The 19,214-nt window shown below is 74.0% G+C and carries 11 protein-coding genes; 5 read left to right on the forward strand and 6 right to left on the reverse strand.

Annotation, left to right across the window (positions count from 1 at the left end):
- Window positions 1-102: 102 nt before the first annotated feature.
- From trmB to ACZ3IJ_RS15560, 3 genes are all read right to left on the reverse strand, one after another.
- Window positions 103-885: a tRNA (guanosine(46)-N7)-methyltransferase TrmB gene (gene trmB / locus ACZ3IJ_RS15550; RefSeq protein WP_467468363.1), complete on the reverse strand. Its 783-nt coding sequence runs from the start codon at window positions 883-885 to the stop codon at window positions 103-105.
- A gap of 42 nt (window positions 886-927) precedes the next feature.
- On the reverse strand, window positions 928-2,124 hold the full coding sequence (lhgO, locus tag ACZ3IJ_RS15555; RefSeq protein ID WP_467468365.1) for an L-2-hydroxyglutarate oxidase: 1,197 nt from the start codon (window positions 2,122-2,124) through the stop codon (window positions 928-930).
- Between the two features lie 69 nt (window positions 2,125-2,193).
- The gene (locus ACZ3IJ_RS15560) at window positions 2,194-3,636 is read right to left on the reverse strand and encodes an MFS transporter (protein ID WP_467468367.1); all 1,443 of its coding nucleotides are present in this window, start codon (window positions 3,634-3,636) and stop codon (window positions 2,194-2,196) included.
- Window positions 3,637-4,225: 589 nt separating this feature from the next.
- On the opposite strand from ACZ3IJ_RS15560, the gene ACZ3IJ_RS15565 reads away from it, so the two are divergent.
- Together ACZ3IJ_RS15565 and ACZ3IJ_RS15570 are read left to right on the forward strand one after the other, a co-directional pair.
- Complete coding sequence (locus ACZ3IJ_RS15565; protein ID WP_467468369.1) at window positions 4,226-6,352, forward strand: asparagine synthase-related protein; 2,127 nt, start codon at window positions 4,226-4,228, stop codon at window positions 6,350-6,352.
- Window positions 6,353-6,439: 87 nt separating this feature from the next.
- Window positions 6,440-10,183 (forward strand): BTAD domain-containing putative transcriptional regulator, encoded by a 3,744-nt coding sequence (locus ACZ3IJ_RS15570; RefSeq protein WP_467468371.1) that lies wholly within the window; start codon window positions 6,440-6,442, stop codon window positions 10,181-10,183.
- Window positions 10,184-10,208: 25 nt separating this feature from the next.
- Here the strand turns inward: ACZ3IJ_RS15570 and ACZ3IJ_RS15575 are convergent, their stop codons facing one another.
- Together ACZ3IJ_RS15575 and ACZ3IJ_RS15580 are read right to left on the reverse strand one after the other, a co-directional pair.
- Entirely contained in the window at window positions 10,209-12,233 is a 2,025-nt protein-coding gene (locus tag ACZ3IJ_RS15575; RefSeq protein ID WP_467468373.1) for a sigma-70 family RNA polymerase sigma factor, read from the reverse strand.
- A gap of 226 nt (window positions 12,234-12,459) precedes the next feature.
- Window positions 12,460-13,269, reverse strand: a complete 810-nt coding sequence (locus ACZ3IJ_RS15580) for a TetR/AcrR family transcriptional regulator (RefSeq protein ID WP_467468430.1) — start codon at window positions 13,267-13,269, stop codon at window positions 12,460-12,462.
- 357 nt (window positions 13,270-13,626) lie between these two features.
- Here ACZ3IJ_RS15580 and ACZ3IJ_RS15585 point away from each other — a divergent pair, with 357 nt between their 5' ends.
- Both ACZ3IJ_RS15585 and ACZ3IJ_RS15590 read left to right on the forward strand, forming a co-directional pair.
- Entirely contained in the window at window positions 13,627-14,991 is a 1,365-nt protein-coding gene (locus tag ACZ3IJ_RS15585; protein ID WP_467468375.1) for an NAD(P)/FAD-dependent oxidoreductase, read from the forward strand.
- 105 nt (window positions 14,992-15,096) lie between these two features.
- On the forward strand, window positions 15,097-16,722 hold the full coding sequence (locus ACZ3IJ_RS15590) for an ATP-binding SpoIIE family protein phosphatase (protein WP_467468377.1): 1,626 nt from the start codon (window positions 15,097-15,099) through the stop codon (window positions 16,720-16,722).
- A 13-nt stretch (window positions 16,723-16,735) separates the two neighbouring features.
- Here the strand turns inward: ACZ3IJ_RS15590 and ACZ3IJ_RS15595 are convergent, their stop codons facing one another.
- On the reverse strand, window positions 16,736-18,013 hold the full coding sequence (locus ACZ3IJ_RS15595; protein WP_467468432.1) for an MFS transporter: 1,278 nt from the start codon (window positions 18,011-18,013) through the stop codon (window positions 16,736-16,738).
- Between the two features lie 149 nt (window positions 18,014-18,162).
- Between ACZ3IJ_RS15595 and ACZ3IJ_RS15600 the strand changes: the two genes are divergently transcribed.
- Entirely contained in the window at window positions 18,163-18,729 is a 567-nt protein-coding gene (locus ACZ3IJ_RS15600; protein ID WP_361759205.1) for a MarR family winged helix-turn-helix transcriptional regulator, read from the forward strand.
- The last annotated feature ends 485 nt before the right edge of the window (window positions 18,730-19,214 follow it).

Consider the following 19,214-nt stretch of genomic DNA (forward strand, 5'->3'; position numbering starts at 1 on the left):
ACCGACACTCGCGACGGGGTTCTCCGTCTTCGGCCGCTTCCTGCGGAAAAGCGCCGCTCCTTCCTGCGCAGGAGCGGCACTCCTGCCTGTGGAGAAGCGGCCCTACTTCCGGCGGAACAGCAGGTCGTGCACGATGTGGCCCTTGTCCAGGCCCTGCCCCTCGAAGCGGGTGAGGGGCCGGAACGCCGGGCGGGGCGCGTAGCCGCCGTCCGGCTGCGTGTTCTCGAAGTCGGGGTGGGCGGAGAGCACCTCGAGCATCTGCTCGGCGTACTCCTCCCAGTCCGTCGCGCAGTGCAGGACGGCGCCGGGCTTCATCCGCGTCGCGAGCAGCGTGAGGAACTCGGGCTGGATCAGCCGCCGCTTGTGGTGACGCTTCTTGGGCCAGGGGTCCGGGAAGTAGACGCGGCAGCCGTCGAGCGCGTCGGCGTCGAGCATCTCGCGGAGCAGGATGATCGCGTCGCCGTTGGCGACCCGGACGTTCTCCATGCCGCCCCGGTCGGCGAGACCGAGGAGGTTGCCCTGGCCGGGGGTGTGGACGTCCACGGCGAGGATGCCGGTGCCGGGGTCGGCGGCGGCCATCTTCGCCGTCGCCTCGCCCATGCCGAAGCCGATCTCCAGGACGACCGGCAGGCCCCCGAACATGTCGTCCAGGTCCAGGGTCCGCTTGCCGTCGATGTCGAGACCCCAGTCGGGCCAGCGCTTCAGCAGCGCCTCGGCCTGACCGGCGGTGACGCGGCTGCGGCGGGGCTGGAAGCTGCGGATCCGCCGCTCGTGGTGGGACCCGGCGGGATCGGGCAGCGGCCCTTCCCCGGCGGCGAACCTCTGACTGCCCCGCTGGAAGACGACGGGCTCGGTACGGGTGGCGGTTTCACGGGTCTCAGACACAATGCGCCCAATTCTACGGGGCGCGTCCGAAAGGCCGGCCGGCTACAGCAGGGCCAGGGCCCGGCGGGCCACCTCGCGGCCGATCGGCAGGGACGCCGTCGCCGCGGGCGACGGCGCGTTGAGGACGTGGACCGTCCGCGGCGCCTCGCGGATCAGGAAGTCGTCCACCAGCGTCCCGTCCCGCAGCACCGCCTGCGCCCGCACCCCCGCCGGAGCCCGGCGCAGATCCGTTTCCTCCACCGAGGGGAGCAGCCGGCGCACCGCCTCCGTGAAGGCCCGCTTCGACAGCGACCGGCGCAGCTCACCCGCTCCGTACCGCCAGTGGTCCCGCGCGATCTGCCACGACCCGGGCCACGCCAGCGTCCCCGCCAGGTCACCGGGGCGTACGACCGACCAGTCGTATCCCTCCCGGGCCAGCGCCGGCACCGCGTTCGGCCCCACGTGCACCCCGCCGTCGACACCGCGGGTGAGATGCACCCCGAGGAAGGGGAAGGCCGGGTCGGGGACCGGATAGACCAGGCCCCGGATCAGGGAGGGGTCCGCCAGCTCGTAGTACTCGCCCCGGAAGGGCACGATCCGCATGCCCGGCTCGTCGCCGGCGAGCAGCGCCACCCGGTCGCAGTGCAGCCCCGCGCAGTTCACCAGGACCCGGCCGCGCACGACCGTCCCGGCCGCCGTGCGGACGGCGACGCCCCAGGGCCGCCGGTCGACGGCGGTGACCTCGGAGCCGTACAGGATCCGGGCGCCGGAGGCCTCGGCGAGCTGGGCCGCCACCGCCCCGTAGTCACAGATGCCGGTCGTGCCGACATGGATCGCGGCGAGGCCTCGCACGCTCGGTTCGTACGCGGTGATCTGCGCCGGGCCCAGCTCCCGCACCGGGATGCCGTTCTCCCGGCCGCGCTGCACGAGCGCGTGGAGGCGGGGCAGCTCGTCCCGCCCGGTGGCGACGATCAGCTTTCCGGTGACCTCGTGGGCCAGGCCGTACTCCGCGCAGAACTTGACCATCTCGGCCGCGCCCGCGACGGCGAACCGCGCCTTCAGGGAGCCCGGACGGTAGTAGATCCCGCTGTGGATCACTCCGCTGTTCCGCCCGGTCTGGTGGCGGGCCGGGCCGTGCTCCTTCTCCAGGACCGTGACACGGGTGCCCGGCGCGGCGCGGGTCAGGGCGTACGCCGTCGACAGACCGACGATCCCGCCGCCGATCACGAGCACGTCGCAGTCGACGTCGTGCGTGGACACCTGCACCACCTCCCACCCCGATAGTGCACTGGCCCACTGACAAAGCCGCTAAACCCCGTGGGACACGCCTCACGCCGGGGCCATCAGGAGGGGCCGGGCCCGCTCCCGGAGTTCCATGACCCTCGGCTCGTCCCCGTACGGCTCGAGGCGGTGCAGCAGATCCCGTACGTACTCGGTGGTGCGGGCGGACGAGATACGGCCCGCCACCTCCACCGCGCGCGTGCCCGCCGCGCAGGCCGCGTCCAGATTGCCCGACTCCAGCTCCGCGACGGCCGAGACCACGAGCCGCAGCCCGTGCGAGCGGACGAACTCCTCCGTCGGCCGGGACAGCGCCTGCTCGGTGAAGCGGCGGACCTCACGCGGCGCCTTCAGGTCCCGGTAGCACTCGGCGGCGTCCGCGCAGAACCGGTCGTACGAGTAGAAGCCCAGCCACGACGGATCGGCGTCGCCCTCCCGCGAGCGCTCCAGCCAGCCCTCGGCCGCCTTGAGCGCGGCCGCCGCGGCCGTCCCGTCGTTGGCCTTCGCGTGGGCCCGGGCCTCGACCAGCCGGAAGAAGGACATGGTGCGGGCGGTCGCGAGCCCGCGGTTGCGCTCCAGGGCGGCCTGGGCGAGGTCCACGCCCTCGTCGGCGAAGCCCCGGTAGGTGGCCTGGAGCGACATGGAGGCGAGGACGTAGCCGCCCAGGGGCACGTCGGCGGCGGCGCGGGCGAGGCGCAGCGCCTGGATGTAGTAGCGCTGGGCGGCCTCCTGCTGGCCGGTGTCGAAGGCCATCCAGCCGGCCAGCCGGGTCAGCTCGGCGGTCGCCCCGAACAGGGCCCGGCCGACCTCGTCCGAGTACGAGCCGAGCAGCAGCGGCGCCGCGTCGACGCGTAAGCACTCGGGGACCATCGAGGAACGCCAGTCCCCGCCGCCGTACTTGGAGTCCCAGCGGCGCGCGTCCTCGGCCGCCTCGCGGAGCTTGGCGACGTCGCTGTGGCCCACGCGCGCGTGGGCGCCGGTCTCGGGCTCCTCGGCCGGCCCCTCGAGGGGCCCGACCATCCGCTCCACGGAGGAGTCGGCGGGCGTGATCAGCCAGCGGGAGGCCGGCGTCGCGTAGGCGCTCACCGCGAACGAGCCGGCCAGGGACTGCCAGATGCCGCCTCCGCCGGCCCGGCGGCCGGCGAGATCGAGCCGGTACAGCTCGGTCGCCGAGCGGACCGCCTCCCCGACGTCACGCGGGAAGGCGAGACCCACCTCGGGCGCGGGATCGGCGTCCGCGAGCCCGATCTCGTGCAGCGGCACGGGACGGCCGAGCTTCTGGCCGATCGCGGCGGCGATCAGATGCGGCGCCGCCCCCTGCGGCACCATGCCCTTCGACACCCACCGGGCCACCGACGTCTTGTCGTAGCGAAGCGTCAGACCGCGCTGCGCGCCGAGGTCGTTGACCCGCCGGGCGAGGCCGGCGTTGCTGATTCCCGCGAGGGCGAGAACCGTGCCGAGCTTTTCGTTCGGCCCGCGTTGCTCCCTGGACATGACGCCACCCCTCGACCCCAGACGGCCGCCACGACGCCGGGCATAGGCGTGCGGCATTCGTAAACACAGCGTAGTTCGCCGCATCCCTACCGTTAAGGGGCGGAGTTCCGTATGGCGGGATTGTTGTGGGAACAGACGGATGGCCGACAGATGGCGTAGTGGCGTCGGCCGGTCCGGTACCCGGCGGCGGTCGCGGGGGCGCTCGCGGAGCGCCTCGGGGCGCGTGCCCCGGTCGTGTGGCCGTGCGCCCGGCCGTGCGCTCTCGCCCGGTCGGGTGGGGGAGCGCTTCCATGAGTCCTGCGTGGGTCGGCCCACTCGGCTGTGGACCGGTGGGCTGGGGGATACCGTCGCCCCATTCCCCGCGGGCGGCGGACGGTTCCGGGAGGCGAAGAGCGCCTCCCGGACTGCCGAAGATCCGCTGCGCCGCATCCGCGCCATCGAGAATGGCCGAATGACGACGGTCGGTGAATCGGTCACAACTGGCTCATGCCAGGGGCGCATTCGCGTTTGCGCGCGCGACCCCGGAGCCCCCTCCACGCGCGGTTGTCGTGGCAGCATGTTCCTCCACTGAACCGACGTGGAGGCGCCGATGCGATGGCTGGTGGGCTGGAGCAGTGTCGCCGCGAGCTTCGGACCGACGGGCACGGCCGGCGCCGTCGGCGGCCCGACCGCCGAGGGGCGCACCGTGCACCCGGTGGGCGCACAACTGCTCTGGGGTGACCCCGATCCGCTCTGGGCGGTCGGCGACTGGCGCCCCGACGAGGTCCGCGTGATCGGCATCGACGCGCACACCCGCCTCGCCGTACTGGGCTGTTGCGCCGCGAGCGACGAGCAGCTGAGGGTCGGGCTGCTCACCGCGCGTGGGGGCGCGCTGCGCCATCTCACCTCCTGGGCCGGCAGCTACACGGCCGTGGTCCAGGTCGGCCGCCGGATCACCGTGACCGGCGATCTGGCCGGCGCGCGGCCGGTGTTCCACACCCCGTGGGCGGGCGGCACGGCGTACGCGACGGCCGCCCTGCCCCTCGCGGACCTCATCGAGGCCCAGCTCGACATCGGACACCTGGCGGCGCTGCTCGCCTGCCCGGAGACCCCCGAGGCGCTGCGCGACTCCACACCGTACGAAGGGGTGAAGCGGGTGCCGCCCGGGCACGCCCTGATCCTGCGCGAGGGCTCCCGCGAGATCACCGGGTACGAAGCGGTGGCCTCGCTCGCCGTCGCAGCGGCGGAGATCGAGCCGCGCCGGGCGGTGGAGGGAGTGCGGGACGCGCTGATCGACGCCGTACGGGCCCGGCTCACCGCGCCCCGGCACGCACCCGAGTCGCCCCTTCCGGACCCGGGGCCCGTACCCGGCATGGGACCGGCCGAACGACGGGCGGCCCGGGGCGGCGGCCCGGCACCCGGCATCGGGGCGGACCTGTCGGGCGGCAGCGCCTCGGGAACGCTCGCGCTGCTCGCGGCCGGTCTGCCGGGTGTGCCCGGGACGATCCTCGGGCACGGCACGGGCGCGGGCGAGCGGCTGCTCGCCGTCACCTTCAACGACCTCACCGCGCCGGGAGGACCGGACCGGGAGGACGAACTGGAACGGGCCCGGACCATCGCGTCCAACCCGCGGCTGCACCACGTGGTCGTGGCGGCGGGCGAGGAAGCGCTGCCGTACGCGGAGCTGGACGGGCCGCTGACCGACGAGCCCGGCCCCTCTCTGGTCGTCGCCGACCGCCACCGGCGGCGGCTCGCGGGCGGCAGCGCCGACCACTTCACGGGCCTGGGAGCCCGGCAGGTCCTGGACGCGCACCCGGCGCGCCTCGCCGACCTGCTGATGGACCGGCGGCGCAGATCGCTGCTCCGCCCGGTCACGGCGCTCGCCAAGGCCACGGGCCCGTCCGCGGGTTCGCTGCTCGTCCCGCTGACCATGTACCGCGCGGCGCGCCGGCTCGCCCGCACTCCGTACCGCGCCGGCATCGAGGAGGCCGCGACGCGGCTCCTGGAGGCGAACCGGCCCGGACCGGGCTCCTTCGTCGGCCCGGTGGAGGCGTCCCTGTCCGCGCTGACCTGGTCGCGTCCGGGCCCGGCGGCGCGATGGCTGACGGGAGAGGCGCTGGCCGAAGTATCGGTTCGCCTGACCCGGGCGGCGACCCTGCCGACGTCGGTGCAGCGACCGGGCGAGGCGCGCGCGCGTGCGGCGCTCGCCCGGGCGGCGGCCGACCACCGGGTCCTGGAACAGGCCGCCGAGATCCGCGGCCAGCGGCTGCACGCCCCGTTCCTCGACAACCAGGTCGTACGGGCCTCCCGCGACCTCCCCGAATCGCTCCGGGTCCAGCCCGGCGCCCGGGCATCGGTCCTGCGCACGGTCCTCGCGGGTGCGGGCGTCCACGACCTCCCGCCCGGCTGGGGCACACCGAACCCGGCGGTACCCGCCGTGGCCACCCGCGCGGGCCTGCGCGCCGCGCTCCCGCACCTGATGGCCCTCTTCGACGCCCCGCTCCTCGCCGACGCGGGCCTGATCGAGGCCCGCGTGGTCCGCAAGGCCCTCCACGCGGCCGCCGACGGCGACCCGGTGCCGCTGGACGGCCTCGCCGACCTGGTCTCCACCGAACTCTGGCTCCACCGCCTCCTCGCCCGCCGCGGCACCTGCTGGACGGGCACGGCGGCCCCCCGCCGCCGCCAGGCCGTGGTCGGACCACTGGTCCCGGAGAGCAGGCGATCCCTGCCGGCGTGAGGCGGAGGGGCAGGGCATGAGACTCCTCGCGCCGCGCCCGGGGAAACCCCGAGGCGTACCGCACCGCCCCCGGGGACAATGGCGCGCGTGCGGTATCTGATCCTCGGCTCCACCCTCGCGCTCGACGCCCACGGCACGCCCCTCCCCCTGGGCGGAGCCCGGCTGCGCGCCCTGCTCGCCGCGCTCGCGTCACGGGCCGGGCGGGCCGCCACCGTCCCCGAACTCGTCGACGACGTCTACGGCGACGAGCCCCCGCACGACGCCCCCGCCGCCCTCCAGGCCCTCGTCGGCCGACTGCGCCGGGTACTGGGCAAGGAGGCCGTCGAGTCCATGCCCGGTCCCGGGTACCGCCTCGCCGCGAGACCGGACGACATCGACCTGTACGTCTTCGAGCAGCACGTCCGGGACGCGGGCGCCCGCCTCGACGCCGGCGACCCCGAGAGCGCCGCCGAACTCCTCCGTACCGCCCTCGCCCTCTTCCGCGGGCCCGCCCTCGCCGACCTGCCCGCCCCCGCGCGCGTGCGCCCCGAGGCGCAGCGGCTCGCCGCCGTACGGCAGCGCGTGGAGGCCGACCTGAGGCGCGGCGCCGTCGAGGGACTCGTACCGGAGCTGTCCGAACTCACCGGCACGTACCCGTATGACGAGGGCTTCCGCGCCCAACTCGTGCGCGCCCTGCGGGCCGAGGGCCGACAGGCCGACGCCCTCGCCGCGTACGAGGACGCCCGCCGCACGCTCGCCGAGGACCTCGGCGCAGACCCGGGCGCCGAACTCGCCGCGCTCCACCGGGAGCTGCTCCGGCCGACCGCACCCCCGCCGCCCGCGCAGGAGACCGGGAACATCCGCCGCCGCCTGACCTCCTTCGTCGGCCGGGAACCCGAACTCGCCGCCCTCCGCGCCGACCTCGCCCGCTCCCGCCTCGTCACGCTCACCGGACCGGGCGGTTCCGGCAAGACCCGCCTGGCCGAGGAGGTCGCACTCACCCTGCAGACCGGGACGCCCACGCCGACACCCGACATGCAGGCCCGGACGGCGCGGGGTGCGCAGGCGTCGGGGTCGCCGGGCGTGCATGCCTCGACGGGGCCGGGTGCTCCGGCCGGGACGGCGCCGGGCGGGCAGGCGTCGATGGCGCCGGGCGTGCATGCCTCGACGGGGCCGGGTGCGCAGGCTCCGATGGCGCCGGGCGTGCATGCCTCGACGGGGCCGGGTGCTCCGGCCGGGACGGCGCCGGGCGGGCAGGCTCCGGCGGCGCCGGGTGCCGCCCACGCCGGGACCGTCACCCCGGATCCGACGGCCTCGGGCTCGAGGCCGACGGCCGTTCCGGACCCGATGAGCGCTCCGGGCCCGACGGGCCCGACAGGCCCGACAGGCCTGACGGGCCCGGCGACCCCGGCCCCCGCGGCCCCGCTGGCCCCCGCGACCCCGGCCCCCGCGGCCCCGACGGCCCCGGTGGGACCGCCGGGGCCGTCGGAGGGCCCCGGCACCCCCCGCGCCGCATGGCTCGTCGAACTCGCGCCGCTCGACGACCCCACCGCCGTGCCCGGAGCCGTCCTCTCCGCCCTCCGGCTCCGCGAGACCAACCTGATCACCCGCGAGGGGCAGCCCCTCCACGACGACCCCACCGACCGTCTCGTCGAACACCTCGCGCCCCGCTCGCTCCTCCTCGTCCTCGACAACTGCGAGCACGTCGTCGACGCCGCCGCCACCCTCGCCGAGACCCTCCTCACCCACTGCCCCCACCTGCGCGTCCTCGCCACCAGCCGCGAGCCCCTCGGCGTCCCCGGTGAAACGGTCCGCCCGGTCGAACCCCTGCCGCCCGACCCGGCCCACCGCCTCTTCGCCGAGCGCGCCCGCGCCGTACGCCCCGACCTCGACCTCACCGACACCAACACCGACACCAACACCACGGGAAGCGACACCGGCACCTCCGGCGAAGGACTGCGCGCCGTGGACGAGATCTGCCGCCGCCTCGACGGCCTCCCCCTCGCCATCGAACTCGCCGCCGCCCGGCTGCGGCTGCTGACCCCGCGCCAGATCGCCGACCGGCTCGACGACCGCTTTCGTCTCCTCACCTCAGGCAGCCGCACCGTCCTGCCGCGCCAGCAGACCCTCCGCGCCGTCGTCGACTGGTCCTGGGACCTGCTCGACCCCGACGAGCGCACCCTGCTGCGCCAGGTCTCCGTCTTCGCCGGCGGCTGGGATCTCGCCGCCGCCGAGGCCGTCGCCGTCGCCCCGAACGCCGCCGACGTGCTCGGCGCGCTCGTCGACAAGTCCCTGGTCGTCGCCACCCCCACCGACGAGGGGGAGATGCGCTACCGGCTCCTGGAGACCATCCACGAGTACGCCGCCGAGCGCGCCGCCGAGCGCCCCGAACTGCGCGCCGCCGCCGAGGCCGCCCACACCGCGTACGTCACGGACCTCGCCGAACGGGCCGAGCCCCTGCTCCGGTCGGGTGAGCAACTCCCCTGGATCCGGCGGATCGAGACCGACCTGGACAACATCCGTGCCGCCCTCCACCGCACGACCGTCACGACCCCCGACGAGGCCGCCGCCCATCGTCTCGTCTTCGCCATGGGCTGGTTCTGGTGGCTGCGCAACTACCGCCCCGAGGGTCAGGCCTGGGTCGAGCGCGCCCTCCTCCTCGGCGACGACCCCGAGCCCCCGGCCGACCCGGACCGCCCGGCCGACCCCCGCTACTGGCCCCGCATGCAGCTGCGCATGCTGTCGTTCTTCCTCGCCGTGGAGAGCCGAAGCGCCGCCGATCTGCGCGACGACCCCGAGGCGACCGCGCTCGTAGGCCGGGTGCGCACCGCCTTCGGCGAGCGGCCCGGACCTCAGTCGGCCCGCTTCCCCGGGCTTCTCTGGCCCTTCACCGGCTACCTCACCGAGAACCCCGCCACCATCCGCGCGATGCTCGACACCGCCGTGGAGACCTGCCGTCGGTACGGCGGCGAGTGGGAGATCGGCGTCACCCTGATGTTCCGTACGCACCTGGTGATCGACATGCCCGGCGACACGCCGGGCGTGGACGAGGACCTCGTCGAGCTGCGCGCCCTGTCACGCAGGGTCGGCGACCGCTGGATGCGCGCCCAGGTCGCGAGCGCCGCGGCCGAGACGCACATGATGCGCGGCCGTCACGAGTCGGCGAGGGAGGCGTACGAGGAGGCGCTCGGTCTGGCGCGCGAGGTCGGCGCGCACGCCGAGTCCCCGTTCCTGCTCGCCCGCCTCGCCGAACTCTCCTACCGCGACGGTGACATGGCGGCGGCCGAGAAGGGCCTGGACGAGGCCACGGCGGAGGCCGCCCGCCACCACGTCAACGACACGGCGACGTTCGTCCTGTTCATGAGGGCGGCGATCGCCCTCCAGCGCGACGAGGTGCGGACCGCCCGCGCGCTCATGGACGAGGCGGGCCGGCTGGCCCTCACCGGCACCCCGCCGCCGCACTTCACGGCCGTCCTCGTCGGGCTATCCGCGCGCGTCTCGGCGGCCGAGGGCCGGGGGCCGGCCGCCGTGGCGGAGGCGGTCGAGGCCCTGGGCCTCGCCCACCACGGCCAGTGCGGCGACTACGTCACGGCCTCGCTCGCGGAGGGCGTGGCGGCCACGCTCGGCGCGAGCGGCGCCCTCGCGCTCGCGGTGCGGGTCCTGGCCGCCGTCGACACCTGGCGCGCCGAACTCCCGCGCTCGGTCCCCGAGCAGCGTGAGTGGGAGACCCTGATGTCCCGGGCCCGTACGGAACTGGGCGGGGCCGCGAGCGAGGCGGTGTACGCCGAGGGCGCCGGGATCACCCCGGCCGAGGTCATCGCCCTGGCGTCCGCGTACGCGACGGGCGCCTGAGCGGCGGCGGCTCGCCGGGCGTCGCTCACGCGCAGCTGATGCGGGACTGCGCCCAGTCCGCGACCGCCGCCCGGCCGAACGGGGTGTGCTCCTCCACCACCAGTCGGATCGTCCTGAGCCCCGCGAGGTCCACATGGACCGGGACGGCGGGGTCGCCGGGCCGGACGACCTCCGAGCGCCAGAGCCGCTCACCGTCTCCGTACACGGCGAAGCGCACGCCGCCGACCCGGATCGGCGCGCTCAGGTCGTCGACGCCCACGAGCGCGTCGTAGCCCGTGCACCGCCGGTTGAGGTCGATCACGAGCGCGGACGGCGCGTGCACGCTCACGCCGTGCGCGTACCGCGTGCCGCCGATCGACAGACCGTCGCGCTGCCACATCCAGCTGCTGTCGCCGATCCGTACCTCGGGTCTGGTGCCGTCGCCGAAGACGCCGTAGGCGAGCTGGTTGACCTGGTAGACCGCCGGTGGTGCGGGCGGCGGCGTGGGCGTCGGCGCCGGCTTCGGCGGGGTCGGCTTCGGCGTGGGGCTCGGCTGCGGCGGCGGGGTGGGGCGCGGCTCGACCGGCGGCTTCGGCTTCGGCTTCCGCTCCGGGCTGGGCGGCGGTGGCGGTTCGGGCGTCTCGACGACCGGCGGCACGGGCGGCGGCGGAGGCTTGGGAGCCGGCTTCGGGGGCGGTGTCGGTGCCGGTTCCGGCGGTACGACGGGGGCGACGGCCGGCGGCGTGGGTTCGGGCCGCGCGACCGGCTGGGGGTCTCCGGAGAGCGCCCACACCAGTCCGGCGGTCGCGGCGACGGCCACGGCGGCCGCGAGGCCCGCCTTCGCGGGGGCACCCAGCCCCTCGGCCGCGGCGGCGGAGGAAGCCCCGGCCGAACTCGACGAACCGGCGCCCGTCGCGGCGGCGGCCGCACCGGCACCTGCCGCGCCCGCGACCCCTCCGGCCACCACACCCGCGGCCTTGAGCGAGTACCCGGCGGCGAACCAGCCGATGACGGCGATCGGCAGCAGCGCGGGGATCCCGGCGTTCACATGCTCCAGCTCACCGGCGGCGATCCGGCACTTGGCGCACTCCTCCAGGTGCTTGCGCAGCCCGCGTTCGGCGCGCATCCGCAGCCCCCCGCGCGCGTACGCGCCGAGCCGGTCGGCGTAGCGGGCGCAGTCGCCTCCCGCGGTGAGCGACTGGCTGACGTGTGCCTGGAGGTAGGCCTGCTTGAGGCCCTCGCGGGCCCTGCTGGCGAGTACGGCCGTGGCGTTGGCGGTCAGACCGAACAGCGGCGCGACGTCGCTCGGGGACTCCTCCTCGACGGTGGTGTGCCACAGCACCGCCTGCCACCGCTCGGGCAGCGAACGGAACGCCTGCATCGCCAGGGACTGTTCGGCCTCGTGCATGGCGAGGACGTCGGCGCCGAGGTCGAGGCCCGCACCGAACGACGCCGTGGGGTCGGCGGCCTCGGCCGCGTGGCCGGCCTGCGCCGCGAACACGGCGAAGTCCTCGACCAGATGCTCCCGCCGCTGCGTACGCGTCCAGTTCGCGGCCACCCGCCGGACCGTGGTCAACAGATAGGCGCGGACGGCCTGCTCGGGACCCGCCCCGCCCCGTACGGCCTGGAGGGTGCGGGCGAAGACCTCCGCCGTCAGGTCGTCGGCGGTGTGCGCGTCGCGGCAGCACGTCCGGGCATAGCGGCGCACGGCCTCGGAGTGGCGCCGGAACAGCTCCTCGTACGCGCTGTCGTCGCCGTCCCGCATCAGCTGGATGAGATCGGCGTCCGAGGGCGGCAGTTCGACCGGCGGCGGCAGGACGGTGTCGTGCGCGTCGGCCCCGGACGGGAGGTTCAGCGGCGCCCCGTGCTCACGCTGCTGAGGCACGCTGGGCTCGCGGGGGCCGGCTGGTGGTGCGGCGGGTGCTGCGGAGGGTCCGGCCACGGGTCCCGGGACGGGCGCGGCGGAGGAACCTCCTGGCCCGCCCTGCTGCGGCACCTGCCGGGGCGGAAGGTGCCCGGTCTCCGTGGCGCCGCCGTTGCCCACCGGCTCGTCGCGACCGTCACCGCTCATCGCTGAAGCCCCCGTACGCACGCTCAGACCCGAACACCGGCCCAGCGTGCCACAGCGCGATGACGCGCTGAACCCTCGCGTCCACTTACCACTCGTCCGGGGCGACTTCCTGTATCCGGGCGTAACCGCTCATGCGTTCGTGCCATGCTCGAAGGTCCGCCCGGACCGGCCGGTCACCTCAGGACTCGCTCAGTGACGCGATCGACGACGCCCTCGACGACGCGAACTACCGCGAGCGCAGGCCCTCCAGAAGGATGTCCAGGAGTCGCGCCGAGGCCGCCGCCTGCTGCGCCGCGTCCGGCAGCGCGGGCGCCGCCGTCGCGATGACGAGCAGAACGTCCGCCACGGTCACGTCCGTCCGCAGCTCGCCCGCCGCACGGGCCCGGTCCACGAGCTGCCCGACGACCTCCAGGAGCGCCGCCGCACCGGCGTCTTCCTGCTCCCCGCCCGGCACGCCACGCGGTACGGCCACGCGCGGCTCGGTCTGGTCCGAGAAGCCCCGCTGATGCGGCACCCGGGCCGCGTCGCCTCCGGCCTGCGCGGGCAGCAGCAGGTCCTCGACGTCCACGCCCACCCGCAGGATCTGCGGCGGCAGCAGCCGCCCCGCACCCGAGGCCACCGACGTCCGCAGGAACCGGGAGAGCGCCGACCAGGGCTCCTCCTCCTGCCCCAGGGCCGTACGCGCCTGCTCGGTCAGCCGGGCGGTCTCCTCCTCGGCTATCCGGCGCACCAGCACGTCCTTGCTGGGGAAGCGGCGGTAGACCGTGCCCACGCCGACCCGGGCGCGCCGCGCCACGTCCTCCATGGGCGCCCCGTAGCCGAGTTCGCCGAAGACCTCGCGCGCCGCGCGCAGCACGTGCTCCAGGTTCCGCTGCGCGTCCACGCGCAGCGGCGCCGAGCGGCCTATCGCCGTCGACGGCCCCGGGCCCGTGCCCGTCGCAGTACCCGTACCCGTACTCACACCCGCACCACGACCGTCGAGCGAGCCGTCCGTGGTCCCGACGACGGCCTGCCACCGCGAATCCTGCATGTGCATAAGCGTTCCCCCGCTCATGATGTCTCCCCCCGGAGACTCCCCGCCCTGACACGGGGCCCATGGACCTTGCTGCGGCGCTCTGGTCCATGCGCCGCGATCCGATACCCCGTCGAGGTACGAACATAGTTGAGTCGAGGTCAATTCAGAAGGGGGAGTTCCGTACGGTGCGCCCCCCGATCGGAGCAAGGGCCTGAACTCTCCCGATTCCGGTCTGCCACGCCACCCCCCACGCCCACCCTGACCTGCGCGGTTCCCCCTGTACCCACCCTGCGCGCCACCCCATGCCCCCGCGCACCTCCGGTCACACAATTTGCCGAGGCTGTGGACAAACCCCGAACGGCGTTGCGTCATGGGACAGTGACCGAACCTGCGCGCATTCTCGTTGTCGGCGGTGGCTACGTCGGGATGTACACCGCGCTGCGTCTGCAGCGGCAGCTCAAGGCCGAGCTCAGAAGCGGTTCCGTCGAGATCGTGGTGGTCACGCCCGACCCGTACATGACGTACCAGCCGTTCCTGCCGGAGGCCGCCGCCGGCTCGATCTCCCCGCGCCATGTCGTCGTACCGCTCCGCCGCGTCCTGGACAGGTGCCGGATCACCATCGGCGAGGTCCACGCCGTCGACCACGCCAAGCGGACCGTGACGCTCTCCACCCTCGCCACCGAGGAGGAGGGCAGCGGAAACGTGGAGCTCACCTACGACGAACTGGTCATCGCGCCCGGCTCGATCTCCCGCACGCTCCCCGTCCCCGGCCTCGCCGACTACGCGATCGGCTTCAAGACCGTCGAGGAGGCCATCGGGCTGCGCAACCACGTCATCGAGCAGATGGACATCGCCTCCTCCACCCGCGACCCCGGCCTGCGCGACGCCGCCCTCACCTTCGTCTTCGTCGGCGGCGGCTACGCGGGCGTGGAGGCGCTCGCCGAGCTGGAGGACATGGCCCGCTACACCGCGCGGTACTACCACAACATCAAGCCGGAGGACCTGAAGTGGGTCCTGGTGGAGGCGTCGAACCGGATCCTCCCCGAGGTCGGCGAGAAGATGGGCACGTACGCGATCCGCGAGCTGCGCGGCCGCAACATCGACGTACGTCTGGAGACCCGGCTCGACTCCTGCGAGGACCGGGTGGCCGTCCTCAGCGACGGCAGCCGCTTCCCGACCCGGACCGTCGTCTGGACCGCAGGCGTGAAGCCCGCGCCGGTCCTCTCCGCGACCGACCTGCCGCTCGACGAGCGCGGCCGGATCAGGTGCACCGCACAGCTGACCGTCGAGGGCGTCGAACACGCCTGGGCCGCCGGAGACGCCGCGGCCGTCCCCGACATCACGGCGGACGAACCCGGAGCCGAGTGCGCGCCGAACGCTCAGCACGCGGTGCGCCAGACCAAGGTGCTGGCCGAGAACGTCGCCGCGTCCCTCCGCGGACAGCCGCTCAAGGAGTACGCGCACTCCTACGCGGGTTCGGTCGCCTCCCTCGGCCTGCACAAGGGGGTGGCACACGTCTATGGTCGCAAGCTCAAGGGCTACCCCGCCTGGTTCATGCACCGCGCCTACCACCTCAGCCGCGTCCCCACCTTCAACCGGAAGGCCCGCGTCCTGGCCGAATGGACCCTCTCCGGACTCTTCAAGCGGGAGATCGTCTCGCTCGGCTCGCTGGAGCATCCGCGCGCCGAGTTCGAACTCGCCGCCGCGCCCCCGCCCCCCAAGAACGGCCCCCAGCCCGGCTGACACCGATGTCAGTGCGGTCCGTCACACTGGACGTGTGACCATAGGTGGGCTCACACCTGCACAGAGTGACTCAGCACGGCCAACAGACCACGAGGCATCAGATCCGTGAACTTCACCCGTTGGAGCGCCCGACTCCCCGGCACGCAGCGCCGTACCGCGGCGCGGGGGACCGAAGGCTCCGTGCCCGCGGCCCGCGGTGAGTACGAGCGGCAGCCTGAGCCCCTCCCCGACGAGGTCCCCGCCCTGGAGGACTTCTCCGCGCGGGAGATCATCGGCCGCCTGCCCGGCCTCGTCGCGCTCGCGCACGGCCCCGAACACCGCATCGCGTACGTCAACGACGCCTACGCCGCCGCCTTCGGCCCCCGCCCGGCCGGGGCCACCGTCGCCGACGTCTGCCCCGAGGCCGAGGAGCTGGGCCTGCTGCCGCTGATGGACCAGGTCCTGCGCAGCGGCAAGCCCCGGACGGTCAAGTCCCGCAAGACCCGGGAGGGCGGCTCGTACACGGTCACCTGCCTGCCGGTGGAGTCCCCGCGCTTCGAGGGCGGCGGCGTCCTCGTGCACGCCTCCGACGTCACCGACCACGCCGAGGCCGCCGAGCGGCTGCGCGCCAGCGAGCGCCGGCACCGGGAGACCGCCGTCACCCTCCAGCGCTCGCTGCTCCCGCAGGAGCTGGAGCAGCCCGACGACCTGCGCATCGCCGCCACCTACCAGCCCGGCGGCACGGACGCGGCCGTCGGCGGCGACTGGTACGACGTGATCACGCTGGGCGCGGGACGCACCGCGCTGGTCATCGGCGACGTGATGGGCCGCGGCGTCCGCGCCGCCGCCGTCATGGGCCAGCTCCGCACCGCCGTGCGGGCCTACGCCCGGCTCGACCTGCCCCCGCACGAAGTGCTCCAGCTTCTCGACGGCCTCGCCGCCGAGATCGACGCCAGCCAGATCGCCACCTGCGTCTACGCGGTCCACGACCCCAACGAGGGCAAGCTCGTCTACGCCTCCGCCGGCCACCTCCCGATCCTCGTCAGGGACGAGGACGGCACGGTCCGCCGCGCCGAGGACCCCACCGGACCCCCGCTCGGCACCGGCGGCTGGCTCCACACCTCCGGCTCGATCGCCCTGCCGCCGGGCTCGACGGCCGTCCTCTATACGGACGGCCTGGTCGAACGCCGTCGCGAGGACATCGACGAGGGCGTCGCCGCCCTGGAGCGCGCGCTCTCCGGTGCCCTCGGCACCCCGCAGGTCGTCTGCGACCGGCTGCTGCGCTCGCTCGGCGTCACCGCCGAGCACGACGACGACGTCGCCGTCCTGGTCGTGCAGCACCCGTCCCGGAAGGGACCGGACGCGGAGCTGTTCCACAACGCGGCCCTGGAGCTGCTCGGGGGAGTGGAGGCGGCCCCGCGCGCGCGTGCCTTCGCCTCGGGCGTCCTCTCCAGCTGGCGCTTCCCGGTCGAGCTGCGCGACCTCGGGGTCCTCGCCACCAGCGAGCTGGTGGCGAACTCCCTCAAGCACGGCACCCCGCCCATGCGCCTGCGGCTGCGCCGTACGGACCGGCGGCTGATCATCGAGGTCACCGACGGGGACGACCACCTGCCGCGCCGGCGCCGGGCGGAGACGGAGGACGAGGCGGGCCGCGGGATCTCGATCATCGCGACGATCGCCTCGTCCTGGGGAAGCCGCCGCACGCCGGGGGGCGGCAAGGCGGTCTGGTGCGAGTTCGCCCTGCCCGACTAGGACCGGGCCGGGCTCAGGCGGAGACGCTCTCCCTCTCGGGCAGGTGCTGGGCCACCACCCGGGAGGGCTTCGTCGCCAGGTACGGCTGGTCCTGCACCGGCGTGAGTCGCCTGCCCAGCCGCAGCGCCAGGAACGTGATCCCGAGCGAGAAGAGTACGAAGGTCACGATGTACGGGCCGTGCAGGGCGGCCCCCATGGGCCCGCCCACCGCCGGACCGACGGCCAGCGCGAGCTGCTTGACCAGCGCGAACGCCGAGTTGTACTGACCGACCGCCGATTCCGGCGCGAGGTCCGCGACCAGCGGCGCCACGGTCGGCGACAGCATCGCCTCGCCGAGCCCGAAGAGGGCGTACGTCGAGACGAAGGCGGCGGTCGCCATCGCCTGGCTGCCGTGCCCGAGCCCCGCGTACCCGGCGATCACCCACGCCACGGCCCAGATCAGACCGACGGCCGCGATCACGCGGGACCGACGGCGGCGCTCGACGAAGCGCAGCACCACGAACTGGGCGACGACGATGACGGCCGTGTTGGCGGCCAGCGCGATCCCCAGCGTCGACGGCTGGATGCCCGCGGCCTCGGTGCCGTACGCCGCGAGACCCGACTCGAACTGTCCGTAGCAGGCGAAGAACAGCACGAAGCCCAGGACGCACAGCTGCACCATGGCCTTGTGCCCGAGGAGGGCCCGGACGCCGCCGCCCCTGGAGTCGGCCGGCCGGGTGGACTGCAGGGCGGGGGAGCCCGGCATCCGGACGGTCAGCACGATCCCGGCGAGCACGAGGAACATGACCGCTTCGACGGAGAAGAGAAGAAGGAAGCTGCCCGGCCGGCTCTCGTCGACGAGCTGGCCGCCGATCAGTCCGCCGACACCGAGTCCGAGGTTCTGCAGGAAGAACTGCATGGCGAAGGACCGGGTCCGCGAGGCCGGGTCGGAGCACCAGACGATCATCGTCGCGAGCGCCGGCTGCATCACGGCCGTACCGGCGCCGAGCAGCGCGGCCGACCCCACGACGGCGGGCACGCTGCCCGAGAGCCCCATGCCCAGCGCGCCGAGCGACGCGAGGACGGCGGCGACGAGGAGGACGGGGACGGGTCCGCGCCGGTCGATGGCGCGTCCGCTGAAGGGCAGGACGACGAGTGCGGCCATGGCGAAGACGGCGAGCACGATGCCCGCCGTGGTCGCGCCCAGGTCCCGCACCTGAGCCACGTACACATAGAGGTACGGAACGGTGAAGCCGAGTCCGAACGCGCTCAGCGCGCTGCCTGCCTGGATCCGGCGCATCGCTGCACCCATCGCCTTGGTCACACTCACCCACTTCGATCGCAGTCCCCGGGTTCAGACCTGTAGGCCTGAACCCTGAAGACTTCAACACTAAAATTAGATCCTTAACAATACACATGGAAGGACTTCAACGCCAACGGCGAGCGTGGGATACTCCCCGCATGTCCGACAACCCCGAGCAGTCCGGCCCGCGCCCCCCGCAGGAGCCGACCCTCGACGAGCAGATCGCGGCCTACCAGCGCGAGTACCGCGACCTGGACCCCCAGGTCGAGAAGGTGGTCTCCGCCCTCGGCCGACTGAACCGCCGGATGAACGTGGCCTACGGCCGCCAGCTGGCAGACCTGGGCATCAGCAACGCCGAGTGGGAGGTCCTCAAGACCCTCGTGCTCGCCGGAGCCCCCTACCGCCTGGGTCCGGGCGAGCTGGCGAAGCGCCTCGGCCTCACACCGGCGGCCATGACCCACCGCATCGACCGCATGGCGGGCGAGGGACTGGTGACCCGCGACCGCGACGAGAACAACCGCGTCCGCGTGATCGTGGAGCTGACCGACGAAGGCCGCTCGAAGTGGCTCGAGGCGATGCGCATGGCGACGGACTTCGAGGAGGAGCTCCTCCAGGACCTCACCGGCGAGGAGCGCACGGGCCTCGGCGACATGCTGATCCGCCTCCTCCGCAGGGTCGAGCACACCCAGCCCGACGCGGGCGGCCGGCTCACCGACCTGGACTGAGAGCGCCACCGGACCGGGGTTGACACGCCCCCGCCGTATCCGTAGTGTTCTCCGAGTTGTCACGGGGCCGGAACGGTTCTGCGACAGCCACTCCCGCCGCTGATGCGGCACCTCTACTCAGCACGATCTCCCCACCGGGACGAATTTCGGCATGCCGAAATTCATTTCGAATGGCTCGATTATGAGCCGCCCGGGAAATCCGCTAGAGTTTGAGCGTCGGAACGGCCCAACAGCCGCGAAGACAACTCCCGCTGACTGGGAATCAGGCCCGAAAGGATCTGATAGAGTCGGAACCGCCGGAAAGGGAAACGCGAAAGCGAAGAACAGCCCGGCAGCCCGCTCCAGCGGGTGGCAGAAACGGAAAACGGATCTGCTAAGCTGGAAACACGAAAGACCGAAGGGAAAAGCCCGGAGGAAAGCCCGAGAGGGTGAGTACGAAGGAAGCGTCCGTTCCTTGAGAACTCAACAGCGTGCCAAAAATCAAC

It is taken from the genome of Streptomyces sp. NPDC013317 (assembly GCF_055563155.1).